At 66.6% G+C, this 16,373-nt stretch carries 16 protein-coding genes; 15 read left to right on the top strand and 1 reads right to left on the bottom strand.

The genetic code is table 11. The annotated features are described in order from the left end of the window. Nucleotides 1–137 precede the first annotated feature (137 nt). Nucleotides 138–1,040, top strand: a complete 903-nt coding sequence (locus tag AC5P09_RS09660; RefSeq protein WP_493873431.1) for a TauD/TfdA family dioxygenase — start codon at nucleotides 138–140, stop codon at nucleotides 1,038–1,040. Nucleotides 1,041–1,179: 139 nt separating this feature from the next. Here AC5P09_RS09660 and AC5P09_RS09655 read toward each other — a convergent pair whose 3' ends face one another. Further along, nucleotides 1,180–1,953, bottom strand: coding sequence for a glycosyltransferase family 2 protein (locus AC5P09_RS09655; protein WP_493873430.1), 774 nt, complete (start codon nucleotides 1,951–1,953; stop codon nucleotides 1,180–1,182). A gap of 66 nt (nucleotides 1,954–2,019) precedes the next feature. On the opposite strand from AC5P09_RS09655, the gene AC5P09_RS09650 reads away from it, so the two are divergent. The 14 genes from AC5P09_RS09650 (at nucleotide 2,020) to AC5P09_RS09585 (ending at nucleotide 16,349) form a co-directional block, all read left to right on the top strand. Further along, nucleotides 2,020–3,270, top strand: coding sequence for a nucleotide sugar dehydrogenase (locus AC5P09_RS09650; RefSeq protein ID WP_493873429.1), 1,251 nt, complete (start codon nucleotides 2,020–2,022; stop codon nucleotides 3,268–3,270). Nucleotides 3,271–3,322: 52 nt separating this feature from the next. Continuing rightward, nucleotides 3,323–4,465, top strand: a complete 1,143-nt coding sequence (locus AC5P09_RS09645) for a hypothetical protein (RefSeq protein WP_493873428.1) — start codon at nucleotides 3,323–3,325, stop codon at nucleotides 4,463–4,465. Nucleotides 4,466–4,706: 241 nt separating this feature from the next. Then, nucleotides 4,707–5,816, top strand: a complete 1,110-nt coding sequence (locus tag AC5P09_RS09640) for a glycosyltransferase family 4 protein (protein WP_493873427.1) — start codon at nucleotides 4,707–4,709, stop codon at nucleotides 5,814–5,816. A 54-nt stretch (nucleotides 5,817–5,870) separates the two neighbouring features. After that, the gene (locus AC5P09_RS09635) at nucleotides 5,871–6,314 is read left to right on the top strand and encodes a DUF6093 family protein (RefSeq protein ID WP_493873426.1); all 444 of its coding nucleotides are present in this window, start codon (nucleotides 5,871–5,873) and stop codon (nucleotides 6,312–6,314) included. Further along, a complete protein-coding gene (locus tag AC5P09_RS09630) occupies nucleotides 6,311–6,733 on the top strand; it encodes a DUF6093 family protein (protein WP_275458578.1) in 423 nt (140 codons plus the stop codon). The genes AC5P09_RS09635 and AC5P09_RS09630 overlap by 4 nt, the downstream gene beginning before the upstream one ends. Before the next feature lie 101 nt (nucleotides 6,734–6,834). Further along, the gene (locus AC5P09_RS09625; protein WP_493873425.1) at nucleotides 6,835–7,212 is read left to right on the top strand and encodes a hypothetical protein; all 378 of its coding nucleotides are present in this window, start codon (nucleotides 6,835–6,837) and stop codon (nucleotides 7,210–7,212) included. Nucleotides 7,213–7,216: 4 nt separating this feature from the next. Continuing rightward, a complete protein-coding gene (locus tag AC5P09_RS09620; protein ID WP_329217014.1) occupies nucleotides 7,217–7,654 on the top strand; it encodes an HK97 gp10 family phage protein in 438 nt (145 codons plus the stop codon). Between the two features lie 58 nt (nucleotides 7,655–7,712). Then, nucleotides 7,713–8,147: a hypothetical protein gene (locus AC5P09_RS09615; protein WP_468381583.1), complete on the top strand. Its 435-nt coding sequence runs from the start codon at nucleotides 7,713–7,715 to the stop codon at nucleotides 8,145–8,147. A gap of 131 nt (nucleotides 8,148–8,278) precedes the next feature. Next, nucleotides 8,279–8,764, top strand: coding sequence for a phage tail tube protein (locus AC5P09_RS09610; RefSeq protein ID WP_493873424.1), 486 nt, complete (start codon nucleotides 8,279–8,281; stop codon nucleotides 8,762–8,764). A 17-nt stretch (nucleotides 8,765–8,781) separates the two neighbouring features. Continuing rightward, nucleotides 8,782–9,363 (top strand): hypothetical protein, encoded by a 582-nt coding sequence (locus AC5P09_RS09605; protein ID WP_493873423.1) that lies wholly within the window; start codon nucleotides 8,782–8,784, stop codon nucleotides 9,361–9,363. Between the two features lie 26 nt (nucleotides 9,364–9,389). Then, on the top strand, nucleotides 9,390–9,695 hold the full coding sequence (locus tag AC5P09_RS09600) for a hypothetical protein (RefSeq protein ID WP_493873422.1): 306 nt from the start codon (nucleotides 9,390–9,392) through the stop codon (nucleotides 9,693–9,695). A 223-nt stretch (nucleotides 9,696–9,918) separates the two neighbouring features. Next, nucleotides 9,919–14,502 (top strand): phage tail tape measure protein, encoded by a 4,584-nt coding sequence (locus AC5P09_RS09595; RefSeq protein ID WP_493873421.1) that lies wholly within the window; start codon nucleotides 9,919–9,921, stop codon nucleotides 14,500–14,502. After that, nucleotides 14,502–15,404, top strand: a complete 903-nt coding sequence (locus tag AC5P09_RS09590) for a phage tail family protein (RefSeq protein WP_493873420.1) — start codon at nucleotides 14,502–14,504, stop codon at nucleotides 15,402–15,404. Before AC5P09_RS09595 ends, AC5P09_RS09590 begins: the two co-directional genes overlap by 1 nt. Before the next feature lie 15 nt (nucleotides 15,405–15,419). Then, nucleotides 15,420–16,349 (top strand): hypothetical protein, encoded by a 930-nt coding sequence (locus AC5P09_RS09585; protein WP_493873419.1) that lies wholly within the window; start codon nucleotides 15,420–15,422, stop codon nucleotides 16,347–16,349. Nucleotides 16,350–16,373: the final 24 nt, after the last annotated feature.

Genomic DNA, 16,373 nt, shown 5'->3' with positions numbered 1-16,373 from the left:
GATTCGACAGTTGATCGCTGCCCCCGAGGCCCACGGCCCCACGAGACCCACCCGCTGGCGGACCGCCTTTGGCGCCCCGGGGGCGGCAGCAGCACCAGAGCGATACCCCGAGACCCCAAGAGAGAAGGAAGCTCCGCGTGTTCATCGACATCCCGAGTGAACTCGAAGCCGCTCTGATCGACCGTTCTCTCCCGCCCTGGGAACTGGACGGTTCGTTCCTGGCGCAGTCCACCATGGAGCGGTACCGGACTGAGCTGATGGCAACGCCGCAGTTCGAGGAGACCGCCGCGACGCTGCGCCACGCGTTGACCGGAGAGGGTGGCGGATACGCCGTCCTGCGCCTGGGAAACCTCGCCAAGGCGCCGGGGATCGACGATGACCGGTTCCTGCGGCTGGTGACGGGCTTCGCGGCCGAGGTGGCTGTCCCCTTCTCGCCCTTCCCGCGGTGGCCCCTTTGGAAGGACATCGGGGTCAAGGTCGACAAGGACCCCGGCAAGTCCAGCGGCATCGGGTACAACGCGTTCCACATGGACCTGGTGAACGGGACCCTGCCCCCGGACTACACCACGCTCCTGTGCGTTCGCCGCGACCCACTCGGCGGCGGCCCCAGCATCCTCTCTGACGCCCACGCGGCGGTGGCGCGGCTGTCGGAGGACAGCCGCGCTCTGCTGGCCGAGTCGGCCTACCACTACGGGACCTTCTTCGACCTGTTCGGCGTGGGCGAGGAGTACAAGCCGTTTCCGATCCTGGACGGCTCCGATCCAGGCGAGGGGTTCGTCCGGTTCACCGCCAAGATGCTCGAGAGGTCCGAGCTCGGCCAGGCGCACGCCGACGCCGCCAGGGAACTCGCCGAGGAGCTCGTCCGGGGTCAGGTCTCCTTCATGCTTCAGCCCGGGGACTACCTCATCGTGAACCAGCGCCGCTTCCTGCACGGTCGGGAGGCGCTCCACAGCGGTCAGGAAACCGTCCCGGTCTCCGACCGGCGGCTGCTCCTCCAGTTGTTTCTGCGCGCGAGGGCCGGCGATGGCTCGGCCGCGTAGCCGGCCGACAGCACCGGTGACCCACCGAGTCCCGCCCTCGGGTCCAGCCCCCGAGCACGTGGCGCGGCCACGGGGCGGGGCCCGGTCGGGCACCCCCGGAAACGGTCGCGCACCGGGCTCCCCGGGCCCGCGTACGGACCTATATGCGCGAGTTGTACAGCGATTGCCACACAGCGCCGGCCAGCGCCCGCGTCGCCCGCGGGACCGACAGACGCTCGTGCTCGCGGTACAGGGACCAGTTGTATTGCACGAGCGACAGCTTGTTGGAGGACAGCGATCCCGCCTGGTGGGCTCTGTACATCGCAAGCGGCTCATCCAGGCCCCGGGCGTCAGCGCCGTCCCGCATGATCGACAGCCAGAGGGCGTAGTCCTGGCGTTTGCGCATCTCCGGCATCAGCCTCGTGCCCAGGACAGTGCGGTCGTACATGGCGGTGAGGGCACCGATGTGGTCTCGGACCAGCATCGCGCGGTAGTTCACGTGCTCCCGCGCACGGATCACCCGCCCGTTCGGGACCCAGTCGGTGCTCTCGCCGTCGTAGTCGGCGTCCATCTTGAAGTAAGAGGTGAACGTCAGCGGCGCATCACCTTCCGCGGCGAAGGCGAGCTGCTTCTCGGTCTTCTCCGGAAGCCACATGTCGTCGCTGTCGAGAAAGGCGATGTAGTCCCCGCGGGCCCGCTTAATCGCGAGGTTGCGGGCCCGGCCCGCACCGCCCCTTTCGGGTGCCGACTCCGGCAGGACGCGCTCGTCCTGCTCGGCGAATTCGCGAAGCAGGTCCATGGAGCCATCGGAGGACTGGTCGTCGGTGACCAGCAGCTCCAGGTCGCTGTGGGTCTGCGTGAGCACCGAACGGACGGCTGCGCCGAGGGTGGCCGCCGAGTTGTACACGGGCATCACGACAGACACCAGGGGCACGGCTCTTCTCCTTGCCAGATCAGGAACGACGGTCCATTCAAGCACCGCAATCGAGTAGGAGCTGTCATGCAGATAGTTGTCGCTGGTCAGGGCTATGTAGGGCTTCCCTTGGCCGTACGCGCCGCCGAGGTGGGTCACCATGTCGTCGGCTACGACGTGGACCCGCACCGCGTTCAACAGCTCGCCGCCGGCCAGTCCTACGTGGCGGACGTGGACTCCTCGCGGCTGCGTGCAGTGCTGGACTCTGGGGTCTACTCCGCCACCGCCGACGCTGCCGCGCTGGCCGGCTTCGACATCGCGGTAATCACCGTGCCGACCCCGCTGCGGGACGGTGTGCCCGACCTGACCTACATCGAGTCCTGCGCTCGGACGCTGGGCGAGCACCTTCACACCGGTGCGACGGTGGTCCTGGAGTCCACGACCTATCCCGGCACCACCGAGGAGCTGCTGCTGCCGATCCTGGAAGAGGTGTCGGGCCTCAAGGGCGGGGTGGACTTCCTGGCCGGTTTCAGTCCTGAGCGGATCGGAAACAAGCGGTGGTCGTTCGCCGGGACGCCGAAGTTGGTGTCCGGAATCGACGCCAAATCACTCGATGTGATCAAGGGTTTCTACGACGGCATCTTTCAGACCACGGTACCGGTGTCCGGGACGAAGGTCGCCGAGCTGGCCAAGCTGATCGAGAACACCTTCCGGTTCGTCAACATCTCCATGGTCAACGAGATGGCGATGCTGACCGCCTCCCTCGGCGTGAACATCTGGGAGGCGATCGACGCCGCCGCAACCAAGCCCTTCGGATTCACACGGTTCACGCCGGGGCCGGGAGTCGGCGGGCACTGCCTGCCTGTTGACCCAATGTTCCTCTCGTGGAAGGCCCAGCAGGAGCTTGGCGTCCCTTTCCGGTTCGCGGAACTCGCCGCCGATGTGAACCGGCACATGCCCGACTACGTCGTCCGGCGTCTCGTGGAGGCACTCGGCAAGCGCGGCATGCCCGTCAGGGGATCTCGGATTCTGCTCCTCGGCCTGACCTACAAGTACAACGCCACTGATCTTCGTAATTCACCTTCGGCACGTGTCGCCGAACTGCTCATCGACCTCGGTGCCGAGGTTCGCGGCGCCGAACCCAACATCCCGGACGGCGACGACACCACGCTGAACGTGCTCCGGGTCGATGCGAGCCCGGACGAGGTAGGGGCTGCTGATGCAGTGGTTCTCCTCATGGACCATCCGAGATTCGACCTCCCGATGATCGAGAAATGCGCAACCTATGTTCTCGACTGCCGAAACCGTCTTTCCGGAGTGAACGTCGAGACTCTTTAGCTTCTCGAAATTCTTCCGAACCGCGGCCAATCCTCCATCTTCGGGAGTTCTCTTGCGCGACGAATGGGAACACGCCCACACGGACTACACCGTGCCCGTGCAGCGTCGCATTCCTGCCTCGCTGGCCGAAAGCGAGAGCGACTGGCGCCACTACCTGGAATGCTCAACCCCCAACGGCTGGCTGATCCAGAACAACGCCATGACTGACGCGCTCGTCAGCGGAAAGCCGATGTACCTGCTGCACACCACCAAGGACATCGACGCCATCCGCATCAGCCAGCAGTTGCACGTCTCCACCGGATGCCTGGTCGGAGCCCTGTACTGCTCGCCTCTCGTCAGTCAGCGCGAGGGGCTGCGTCCACACAACCTCGGCGCCTACCTGATGCGGACGAAGCCTTCCACTACGCCCATGGTCTTTGAGGTCATCCCGGATGCCCCGATCCGCCCCAAGGGCGTCGACTACCTGCATCTCGGTGCCATCCATCTGCGTACCTACCTGCGCTACCAGAGCTTCCTCACCCCGGCCGAGAACGACCAGCTCGACCGCGTCGTGCTGGCCGGGCTGCGTGCCGCGGCCGTGTTCCTCGACGTCGCCCTGCGCAACGCCGCCGGCCACGCCACTCCGGCACCCGAGTTCATCGACCAGTTGTCCGACGCCGTGGCCCACGTGCCGTTCCTCGGCTACCTGTACTTCGAGGTTCTGTCCGAATACCTGATGCTCCACTCCGTTACTCCGGAGACCAAGACCTATGCCCAGGCGGGAGAACTGAACAACTGGCTCTACAAACGACTCGCCTTCGCCGCCGTGGACGGCATGGGCCAGTTGTTCGACCTGGCCCGTTTCAATCTGCGCTATCACCGGCTCGTCCAGCTCATCGAAGGCATGGAATCAGCTCTCGGCCCGGGAGTCGCCGAGTACGTCCGGCGACGACTGTCCCACCTCTTCGCCCGGACCGCGCTGCACCCATCCCAGGACGCGGCATCGGTCACCTTCCAGGGCGTCGATCTCAGTACGCTCCGGAAAGCCGCGCCCGGACTGATCGGCCAGATGATCTTCCGCGAGATCCGGTACATGCCGCGCTACCAGCAGCTGTACCACTGCTTCAGAAGGCCAAGGCCCTTGAGGCGTGGGACTACTGGAACAACGAGGGAATACCCACCCCCTTCAACGGAGTCCTCCCCAAGGGAGAGATAGGGATAAATCCCGTCTACGCCCGATCGGCAGTCAGAGTATGGACGGCAGAACTGGACGGTAAGGGCTATTTGCATCCGGCCGATGAGGTCACGGCCGTCTTCACACCGCACCTGGCGTCATGGTGGGCACCACCCCGTCATCGCGAGTTGCAGAACGCCGCCGATGATTCACGATTCGGGGTGGCCCTGGGAGCCCGACCTCCGGTTCCACCCCAACGGTCATCCATGAATGGAGTTTCCGCATGACCGCCCAGCTCCTGAACATCCTGACCGGCATCAACCGCACTGCCGCGCCTTCGTCCGGGAGCATGATCCTCGTCAACGACCTCTACGGCGCGATGCCTGAAATCCATACGACTTTCCTGGGCAGGGCGCCGGTCGATCAGGCTTGGGAGGCTACGTTTGATCAGCTGATCACGCTCGCCACAACGAAACGCCCCCACGGCCCGGACTTCGCCCCCTACGTTGACGAGTTGACGCGTGAGGTCGGTGCGCTCATCGAGAAGATCCAGCCGAACGCCATTCACGCCCAGTACCTCGGGTTCGCTCTCAGCCTGGCCTTTACCCGAACCGCCGGCAACATCCCGATCATCGCCATCGCCCACGGCCCCGAGGTGATGGTAGCCGAGCGCAGCGCATCGGAACGCGAGGCCATGAATGAAGTTGCTGCCGCCAGCGCCGCGATCGTCGCCCCGACCTCCGCCCTCGCCGACCGCATCGACCGTCTCACCAGACGCCGATTCACCGATCGACTCACCGTCATCCCGTGGGGCATCCCTTTGAGCGATGCCCGGGTACGCGATCAACCGCCTACCGGAACCGGACCCCTGTCTCTGGTGCACGCCGGTCGACTGGACGACAACAAATCCACGATCACCGCCGTCGAAGCCCTCGCTTTAACCGATCAGCCGCACCACTTGACCGTGATCGGCGAAGGAATGCTACGGGAGTATCTGGAACAGCGGGCTATCGAACTCGGGCTCCGGGGCCGGGTTCATTTTGATCCGTTCCTGCCCCGCGCCGAAGTGTGGCGCCGCCTGCCGAACTTCGACGCCTTCGTCTTCACAACCAAGGGTCTGGAGGCTTTCGGGCTCGTCCTCATTGAGGCCCAAGCCCACGGACTTCCAGTTGCCTACTCCGATCTGCCCGGCGTGAGGGAAATCCTCGGGGGCGCTGGCGTTCCCTATACTCCTGCCGACCCGCGCTCGCTGGCTGTGGCCTTAGACGAGATGGGCCGGGACTTCCACCGGCGCAAGGCCCTGAAAAAGGCGGCTCTCGATAACGCGCGCCGATACGACATCGCTACCACCGGCCGCCAGCTTCGCGAACTGACGCTCAGCGTCACCTCCTAACCCTGGGGTCAGGAGGAATTCGGGCTGTCAGCTGACGAGACTACGCTCAAACATATGAGCACTCCCGCTGAAGGATTGACCCTCGGGGCCGTCAGCGCCCTGATCGAACGCAAGATCCTCACCGACATCGTACGTATCAGTAGAGCGGGCGAGCCGGTCTTCAACCCGGACACAGGCCAGTACGAGCCCGGCCCGCCCGTCATCATCTACGAAGGGCACGGCGGGGTCTTCCCGAATGGAGATCCCGGGATCGTGCTGCACCTGGAAGGTCAGGCGTACGTCGACGACTCCGCGTCGAAGTACAAGCTGATCACGCCCCTGGACGCCCCGGTGGCCTCGCGCGAGGACACGGTGAGCGTCGTCAACGCCGCCGACCCAGCAGCGATCGGCCGTACTTGGCGCGTCCTCGATGTCGGGCAGACCTCCACTCTGGCCGTGGTCCGCACGACGTTCCTGGACCAGAACACGCAGTCCAGCACTTCAGGCGCCACCTCGTGAGCACGCCGATCGACACCGAGGCGGAGCGGGAGAAGCTGGAGTCGACGTTGCTGGTGGACACGGTACGGATCACCCGCCCAACGGGAACTCCCCAACTCGACCCCTCGACCGGACTCTTGGGGTCAGTGCCGGCGGAATCGGTCTACGAGGGACCGGGGGCTGTCCTGTCCGGCCATGGCCAGGTCACCGCGCAGCACGTTCTCGGGCGGGAATGGCTGGACGACACGGTCAGCTGGTATCGGCTCCTCACGCCGATTTCGGCCCCCGTTCCCGTGCGGTACGACCGCGTGGAGGTCGTGGCCGCAGCTGGCGAGCATGCGGCGACAGCGAATCGGGTGTGGCAGGTCCTCGATCCGTCGGAGGCGTCCACGGTCGAGATCGTTCGGGTGACCCGTCTTGACGAGATCACCCCTCCATAGACGGCTGGCGAGCTGGGCTGTCACCAGATACCCGTAACCTCAGATAGGTGCCAACACATAAGAATTCAAAATCTATCTCTCCCGAGGGTGAGCCCCTGCCGGTGCGCGTCACCGGGCAGGGGCAAATCGCCGTCGTGGAGATCGGCGGTCACGACGTCTCCCGGGACCTTGCTGCCTATTCACTGGCTCACCGCGCGGGCGACGTACCGCAGATGGTCATCGAACTCTCCCCGAGATCCACGGCGACCGGTGTGTTCGAGGGCCTGGCACGTGTCGTCATCGGCGACCCACCGGACCCTGGCCCGGCAGCGGCTGCCTTCCTGTCCGCGATCAGTCCCGCCGAACTGGAGAAGGCCGCGCTCGACCGTCACGACCTCATGGACGGCCGCCCGCACGAGCTGACTCGCGCCATGCTCGCCCTGTTACGGGAATGGGCCCTTGGTCAGTGGGGCGAGCCGGAACCGGAAGGCGGGCAGTGAGCCAGTGGCGTCCTCGCTGAACCCGCACCCCAACGCACACCCTCTTGCGGGCGCCTACTCCAACGCGTTCCAGATCGCCGCGCAGCTCGACGCCAGGGCGGCGCGCACTCTGCCCGAGGTCACGGCCACCGTCCAGCACTACGCGATGCTGCTGGAGACCAGGATCAAGGCCAAGGCCAGCGGCAGGCCGGGCCCCAACGCGCCCACGGGCGACTACCGGCGCTCCTGGACGCACGAGGTGTCCACGGACGGGCTCTCCGTCACGGCGGTTGTCGGCACGAACAAGCCTCAGGCGCGGCGCCTGGAGTACGGCTTCGTCGGCGCAGACAGCCTGGGGCGCATCTACAACCAGCCGCCCTACCCGCACGTCGGGCCGGCCGTCGAGGAGATCCGGCCGCTGTTCATCGCCGCGCTCGGCGACACGATCGACGACGACTCGTGAGTGACCGCCGCGCCACCGGGCGACAGTTCACTACCCAGGGAGAAGAGGAGGAGGAATAGTGCCCGTCTCCGGCAGAGAAGTGTCCCTCGCGATCCAGAAGACACTGGCCACAGCGACCGCCCGAAGCTGCGGGTACGGGACCGCCCCCACGGCATCAAGTACGCCCACCGGCGCCACGATCCCCTACAGCGTTCTCTACCCGCTGGGCGTGACTACGAGTGGCCCGCCCTACGGTGACGGTGACGCTGACGCCCGCGTGCTCGTCCAGGTCACCTCGGTCGCCTCAACCGCCGAACAGGTCGAGTGGATGGCAGACAAGGTCCGCACCGCGCTCCTCGCGCGTTTGAACGGGACCTACGTCAACACCATCACCATCACCGGCTACCTCGTGATCGACCGTGAGCTGGACAAGGAGGAAGGGATGTCTGTCAGCGGTGGCGTATACAGTTATGTGCAGCGGTACGTCCTCACTGTGACCACTCTCGGGTCCTGACGTTCCAGCTACCTCACCGCGGAGGCATCTCGCGGACGCCCGGCCACCCGGCACGGGCCGATTCCCCCTTCATGGGGACCGGCCCGGCGTGTGCGCGCTCCGGAATACCGGTTCCCGGAGAGCGAGAATCAGTGTCACAGCAGCGGTTCACCCGTCGCGGCACCACGAAGTTCTTCTTCCTGAAGGACATCGTCTCGAAGGAACTGATCCCGATCCGTCCGGAGCTCGGCGGCACCAACGGGACCGACCTGTCCCCGGCCATCAGCGACATCGAGGGCTTCGCCGTCGAGAACACCCCCATCGACACTCCGGACTTGGCGACCGAGTTCACCGGCAACATCCCCGGTGAGGACAAGGCCGACAACAGCAGCCTCACCTTCTACGAGGACAAGGTCGACAACGCCCTGGAGACGCTCCTCGCCAAGGGGACCGAGGGCTACGTGGTCATCCTCCGCAAGGGCGACATCCCGGCGTCGCAGTCCATGGACATCTTCCCGGTGCGCGTCGGCTCCCGGTCGAGCACGTACACGACCGCCTCCGAGCCGGCGAAGTTCAAGGTCAGCTTCAACGTGACCGGCAAGCCCGTCCAGGACGTAGCCGTCCCGGCCGTGGCCTGATCGGCGGGGGGTGCTGCATGACTACGACCTTCGTTGAACCGCCGGCCGATGCCGTCGCCCGCGATCCCCACTGGGCGGCCAAGATGGCCCGTCTGCGGGCCCGTCGACTTCCCGAGCGCGCCGTGTCCTTCCTCGACGACCAGGACCTGAAGCAGCGCGTGACCGATGCGGCGCTCGACATGGCCAAGGCACGCACCAGCGCCGTTGGCCGAGCCTCCGAGATGGAGGTACCAGCCGACGAGCGTGAGAGCTGGGCGCTCGCTCAGCCGGAAGTGCTGGCCGCCCAGGCCGCGCTGGACGAGGCCCGGCGAGCCCTTGCAGCCGGGACCCTCACACTCACCTTCCGGGCTCTGCCTCGCCCCGCCTGGGAGCAGCTACTTCGCGAGCACGCCCCCACGGAGGAGCAGGCGGATCTCGGCCATGAGTACAACGTCGAGACCTTCCCCGCCGCTCTCGTCTCGGCCTCCTCGGTGGACGGCATGAGCGAGGCAGAGGCGCAGGAACTCCTCGACAGCTGGTCGGATGCAGACGCCAAGGCCCTGTTCACGGCCGCGCTGCTGGTCAACCAGACCATGAGGGCCGACCTGGGAAAAGGCTGATCGCCGACGCCCAGTTCAGGGCCGAGATGGAGCTGTGCCACGCCTACGGACTCCCGCACTCGCAATTCACGGGTGCGGGGGACGGCCGGTGGACGGCTTTGGACCGGGCGAAGGCGGTGGCCTATCTCGCGTACCAGCGCAGTGTCTGCGAGACCTGCGGGACACGTGCTGCGGAGTGGGACGAGAGCCAGGGCGGCGACCGCTTCGCGTACGTGGCCGAGCCCTACCGCTGTGTGGGTTGCGAGGTCATCGAGATGGAGCGCGAGCACATTCCTGATGGACCAGATGCGCGGGGGCTCAAGATCGGGCTGAGGCCCAGAGAGGCATCCTGACGTGGCTGGTGCCTACACCCTGTACGTCAACCTGCTCGCGTCAACCGGTGGGCTATCCACCGGTCTACGGCAGGGAGCGACGCAACTTCGTGCCTTTGATGGCCAATTGGACGCAACGGCGACGCGACTGAACCAGGTACGTGTGGCCAGCGACAATCTGGCCCGAGCTCAAGCTGCCGCGTCGGCGCAGATGGTTCGCTCGCAGGCGCAGGTGGCTCAAGCTGTGCAACGGACCACCGCGCTCCAGGAACGCGCGGGCCGTGCACAAGCGGTGGCAGCGACAGCGGCCCGCCGCGCGGCAGCGGAACAGGCCGCCGTGGCGGCGACAGGAGCGCGAGCCGCACGGGCCCAGGCCCTGGCACAGACGATGAACGCGCGTGCACAGGCCACTGCTGGTGCCGGGGCCGCAGCTGCCGCGCGCACCGCCGCTGCCGCTCAGTCGGCCGCCGCCCGCGCCGCCCAGGAGCATGCCGAAGCGCAGCGGCGGTCGGCGGCGGCCCAGGCTACGGCGACGCGCGCCACCGGTCTCGCCGCATCGGCCGAGGCGCGTGCTGTGTCCGCAGTGCGGATGCGGGACGAGGCACAGACCACGGCCGCACGCAACGCGCAGCGACAGGCACAGCAAGTCGCTCGGGCTGAGGCGCAGTTGGCCGCCGCACGGACCGCCCAGGCTGCGCGGACCGCCAAGAACGGTCTGCTCATCGGTGCCGCACTCGGCGTCGGAGTGGCTCAGGCGATTTCGCTGGAGCGGGCAATGGCCAACGTGCTGACGATCTCGCAACAGATCACGTCCGAGAACGTCGGAGCCTTCACCGATCAGATCGTCGAGCTGTCGACCCGCCTGCCGCAGACCGCCGACCAGCTCGCCGACGGCCTCTATCAGATCGTCTCGTCCGGCTTCGACGGCGCGGACGCCATGCAGATCCTCGAGGTCGCGGCTCAGGGTGCGGCAGCGGGCCTGACCACGTCGGAGACCTCAGCGCGCGCGCTGCTCGGAGTGCTGAACGCGTACGGATTGTCGGCGTCCGACGCCAGCGACGTCATGGACGTGATGTTCCAGACCGTCAACTACGGCGTCATCTCCTTCGAGGAACTCGCGCAGCAGCTCGGCGACGTCGTACCGATGGCTGCGGCGGCCGGCGTCGAGTTCGACGACATGAGTGCCGCGCTCGCCGCGATCACCCTCACCGGCATCCCAGCGGCCGAAGCCGTGACCGCGCTGAACATGCTCCTCACCCGCGTCATGAAGCCGACGCAGGACCTCAAACAGGCCGTCAAGGACCTGGGCTACGAGTCGGCCGCCTCCGCCGTCGAACAGGACGGCCTGTATGTGGTCGTCAACAAGCTCAACGGGGCGGCGGGAAACACCGCCGAGGGCATCTCGAACATGTGGAAGGACATCCGCGCCACACGTGCCGCTCTTGCCTTGGCCTCCGCCGGGGGACAGAACTACGCCAATACCTACGCGGGCATTGCCAACGAAGTGGCGCGCGCCGAAGCCACGCAGAAGGCGTACACCCTCCAGACCGGCACCGTCACCGGCCAGTGGCAGCTGGCCTCTAACCAGGCCCGCGCCCTGGCCATCGATGTCGGCCGAGCCCTGCTGCCGGTACTGATGACCGTCGGATCCGCCGTCCGTACCTTCGTCGGCACCATCGAGGACCTGCCCGGACCGATGAAGTCCGTCATCGCGATGGTCGCCGCGTCCGTTGCGGGACTGCTCCTGCTCCGAGCTGCCTACACGAAGGTCACCGTACAGATCGCCGCGTTCCGTACCGCCCTGGCCGCCACCCAGGCCGGAGGCGCTGTGATGCCCGCCGTGCTGGCCGGCACCAGCCTCGCGGTCACCGGCCTCGCCGCCGTCCTCACCCTCGGCATCGCCGGATACGCCGCCTACACCGCCTCCAAGCAGAAGGCGAAGGACGCCACCAACGAGCTGGTCCAAGCCTTGCAGCAGGAACGCGAGGAGACGACGACCGGCGCCAGCATCAACAAGCTGTACGACCAGCTCACCGCTGACGGTGCACTGAAGGACCTTGAGAAGGTCGGCATCGGCACGACGGAGGCCATCGACGCGATCACCTCCGGCGGGGCGAAGCTCGCCATCCTCCAGAGCCGCCTTCAGCAGGACGCCTACGAGTACGCCGGCAAGGCCAAAGCCGGTGAGGTATCTGGCGATTACGAGAGCATCACCCAGTACGCCAAAGCGGAGAAGACCCTCAAAGAGCGCCACAAGATGTGGTCCGAGGCAGTCAAGAAGGAAGCCGAGATCGCCCAGCAGAAGGCGATCGTCGAAGCGAAGATCAAACAGCAGGCCAAGTCCAGCGGCGGCATCTTCGACCTGTTCTCCCTCGCGGACATCGACCGCACCGGTGCACCTGAAATCACCGACGAGATGAGGGCACTCGCCGAGGCCGTGGGTGCCGCCGTCGACCCGTCCCGAGCCTTCAGGGACGCACAGGCCGCCGCGGGCGAGGCGATGCGCAAAGCTGGAAAGGACGCCGACACCGCCAAGGTGAAGCTGTCCGACTACATGAAGGAGCTGTACAAACAGCTTCAGGCGCAACGCGACTTCCAGGGAAACCTGTCCGAGCTCGCGGTGTTCGGCTACGACGACCTCGCCGATCACTTCGCGGAGCTCGGCGTGGACGCAGCACCGATGCTCAACGAACTCATCGGGCAGCTGAAGAAGGGCAAGACGAAGGTCGCCGACGAACTGCGCGACATCGTGACCGAGGACGCGGAACGGTCCACCGAGGCGTACCGGCTCGGCCTGCAGAAGACCGCCGAGATCACCGCGAAGTACGGCAAAGAGATCGGCCGCGCCTGGGCCAAGGCATCGGAGCGGAACGACCCGGCCGCCTTCCAGAAGGTCACCGAGCAGATGGCCATGGTCGACCTGCGCAAGGCCGTAAAGAAGTCCGTCGGCGACGCGCGCAGCGAATTCGACCGTGGCATGGGCCTTCTCGCAGAGGTCGCCAAGAGGAAGGGGAAGGATGCCGCCGGCGCGTTTCAGGACGCGTTGCTGTCCGGCGACGTGGAGCGGGCAATGGACTCCCTCAAGAGCATCTGGGGAGCCCACGTACCGATCACTGCGCCCGACTTGGCGAACGTCGTGTCCGCCTTCTCCCAGGCCGGGAAGGACGCGAACGCCGAATGGTCAGGCGCCCTCGACCTGATCCGGCAGGTGGCACAGTCCAAGGGCACGGAAGCAGCGAGCGCGCTCACCTCCGCACTCCTGTCGGGCGACATGGCCGCGGTGCAGACACAGCTGGACGCCATCGGCATCAGCGTCACCAACATCCCCGGCTCCAAGAGCATCGCGATCTCTGTGACCCCTCCGGCTCCCGTGTCGGTCTCCGTGATTCCGCGCGTGGCGCCCGGCACCGACCTGCCGTGGGCGAACAAGCCGCAGTGGAAGGACGGAGGCATCCTGTCGTTCTTCGCAGACGGAGGTGTCACCGCCAGGCGAGAAGACCACATGGCGCAGATCGCGAAGGCCGGAACCTGGCGGGTATGGGCGGAGGAAGCCACAGGTGGGGAGGCCTATGTACCCCTGGCCCACAACAAGCGCGCCCGCTCCCGCGCCATCACCGAGGAAGTCGTACGACGTCTGGGAGGCAAAGGCGTCGAATGGCACGCCGACGGAGGGCTGACCGGCTGGTCCTACAGCCCCTCCGGCTCGACGGAGCTGATCTCCGTCTCGTCTGTCCGCTCGGACTCCATGCGCACCGTGAAGAAGGGCGGCAAGGAGACCGAGGTCTTCGACCTCAAGCTCTTCGAGAAGAACCTCGACAAGGCGGTGAAGCGCGCCCAGCGGTGGCGCAGGGACCTGGGCACCGTCGCCCGGCGCGCTGGCCAGGACGTTGCGGACGCCCTCGAGGCCATGGGCGAGGACGGCGTCGAGCTCACGCACAAGATGGCGACCGGCAGCTCCAAGTACGTCAAGGAGATGACCAAGGACCTGGAGAAGCTGGGCGTGGTCGTACGAGCCACGCTGTCCGACTACACCGCCCAGCTGAAGCAGGCCGTCAAGGACCAGGCCGCGTTCGAGAAGAACCTCTCCAAGCTGGCGGCCATGGGCTACGGAGACCTGGCGACGATGCTCGCGGAGCAGGGAGACAAGGACGCGGAGGACATCGCCGCCGAAGCCGCAAAATCCCCGAGCAAGGCCAAGAATGCCAACACCCAGGCCAAGGCCGCCTCGAAGGCCATCCCCGACGATGACCTCCCGGACCTCGTGGCGATCATCTCCGCAATCACCTCCAGCAAGACCGGTATCCACGACGTCGCGGAGAAGACCCATCTCGATGAGGACCGAATCATCGACATCGCCACACTCGGCCGGACCCGCATCAAGGACGCCCTTGGCAAGAAGGCCACGCGCTTCCTTTCCGACCTGGACAAGGCCAACAAACAACTCGCCTACGAGGACGGCGGTATCCGCGCCGGCCTGTACGCGACCGACAACGGGATCATCCGATTCGCCGAGCCCTCCACCGGTGGAGAGGCGTATCTGCCGCTCGGCGTGAACAAGCGGCGATCGGCGACCGCCGTCCTGGCGGACGTGGCGAGCAGGTTCGGCTACCAGCTCACCCACGGGGGTGACAGCGGCGGGCTCGTACGACTCGTCGACGCTCGGCCCACCCCGGTCCAAGTCGTCGTCGTCCGCGACGAGCGGCCCGCCGCCCTCGTCGGATCCATGCCCGTGACCGTCAACGGCGGTGCCGACGCCAAGGCAGCTGACCGGGTCGGCATAGAGATCATGCGGCGGCTGAGGAACGCCCAGCGAGGAGGCCGAATCTGATGGCGACGATCACCCAGCAGTGGCAAGTGGACTTCGCGGGCGTCCTCATGGGCCCCGGCACGCCGTACCCGGTCAGCGACATTACGGGGCTGGGGACACCCGAAGTTCGTGCCCAAGACGTCGAGCTGCCTACCGACGATGGCTCGTTCCCCGGGGTCGACTACTACAGCCCTCGCACGGTGACGATTGAGGCCGGCATCCGCACCCCGGGCGAGCCGCAGGCTGCCGTCGACGCGCTCGCCGCACTCGACCAGGCCGCCGCTGACCCGGCGACCCGGAAGAGCGCGGGCGCTGTGCAGACCCTGCGGCTGTGGTGGCCGGGCCGGACCAACACCAAGCGGCTCTACGGCAGGGTCCGCCGAGTCGAGGCCGTGTCCATGGCGCAGGCCATCTACGGCTGGATCCCGATCACCTTGGAGTTCACCGCGACCGCCCCCGAGTGGCACGACGACACCGAGCAGCAGACCACGCTACCCCTCGCCCGCGACTCCGACGCGGAAGGCTTCACCGCTCCGGTAACCGCACCGATCACCACCGGCGTGGCAAATCCTCAGGAGCGGCCCGGCTGGGTCACCAACTCCGGTGACATGGCTGCCTGGCCCTCCTTGAGGATCAGGGGCCCGGTCGTGAATCCCCGCATCTGGATCACGGAGACCGGCCGTGTCCTCGACCTCGCGCTGACGCTGGGCGAGCGCGACGTCCTTCAGATCGACACCCGTCCCGGGACGCGCTGGGTGCTGCGCAACGGCGGCAACGCCGCGTACGCCCTGTCCGCCACATCCCGACTGGACCTCTTTCAGATCCCGCCCCTTCGGACCAGCGAAGTCCGGTGGACCGGCGCGGACTACACCAACTCCACTCGTCTCACGGTGTCGTGGCGCGACGCCTACACAGCCCTATAAGGAGACCACCACCAGATGGCACTGATTCAGCCGCCCATGCTGACCCATGGCGGCACCCACCCCGCGCGCGCCTTCCGGATGATGATCCGCGACCTCGCGTCCGGGAACTCGGGCGTGACCGAGGGAAACGACCTGAAGGTCAGAGAGTGGGCCACCCCCGGCGCCGGCGTGCGGGTTGGCGACGGCTCGGCCGTGGTGGGAGGAGCGGCCTGGGGTCAGGGCTCCTATACCCAGTACAACGTGGGCGACGCCATCGTGCCGATCGCGCCCACAGGCTCCTCGGCTCGATCAGACCTGATCTGCCTGCGAGTCGAGGACCCGGAGTACGAAGGAAACCGGAACCCGGCCGCCGACGACATCGGCTACTTCCACGTGGTGTCCGGCGTCTCCGCTTCGACGAAGACGGTGCCCTCCGGCATGACCGCGATCCCGCTGGCCCGACTCAGCCTCCCGGCGAACACGGCCACGATCACCAACAGCATGATCACGGACCTGCGGAAGATCGCGAACCCGCGACGCGATCGGAAGCTCTACACCGCCTACCCGTCCGCCCTGAGTGAGTTGAAGTATCAGGACAACAAGTGGCACAACTGGCCGAGCGCGGCGAGCTGGTCGGTCCCGATCCCCGTCTGGGCTGTTTCGGCCAAGGCCGTCGTCACCATCGCCGGGCTCCGGATGGCCCGAGCCAATGTATTCGCCGCCATGCAGACGAAGCTCGGCTCCGACCTCGGCGAGAACACGATCATCGACGACAACCAGGGCTTCGTCGTCCGCCGACAAACCGTTGTCATCGCCGACAACATCACCATCAGCGCGGCGCAGCGAGGCACCACCCAGACGCTGTCGCTGCAGACCTACATGTCCAAGGCCGAGACCGGTGACCTGTCCGTCGACAGTTCGACATCGATCATCGCCGACGTCGAATTTTCCGAAGGCGTCCTCTAACACGACGCGCACCACCACAAGCCC

Source organism: Streptomyces sp. a15 (genome assembly GCF_059026085.1).
The sequence above is the reverse complement of the archived record's forward strand: the minus strand, read 5'-3'. Positions and strand labels throughout refer to the sequence as shown.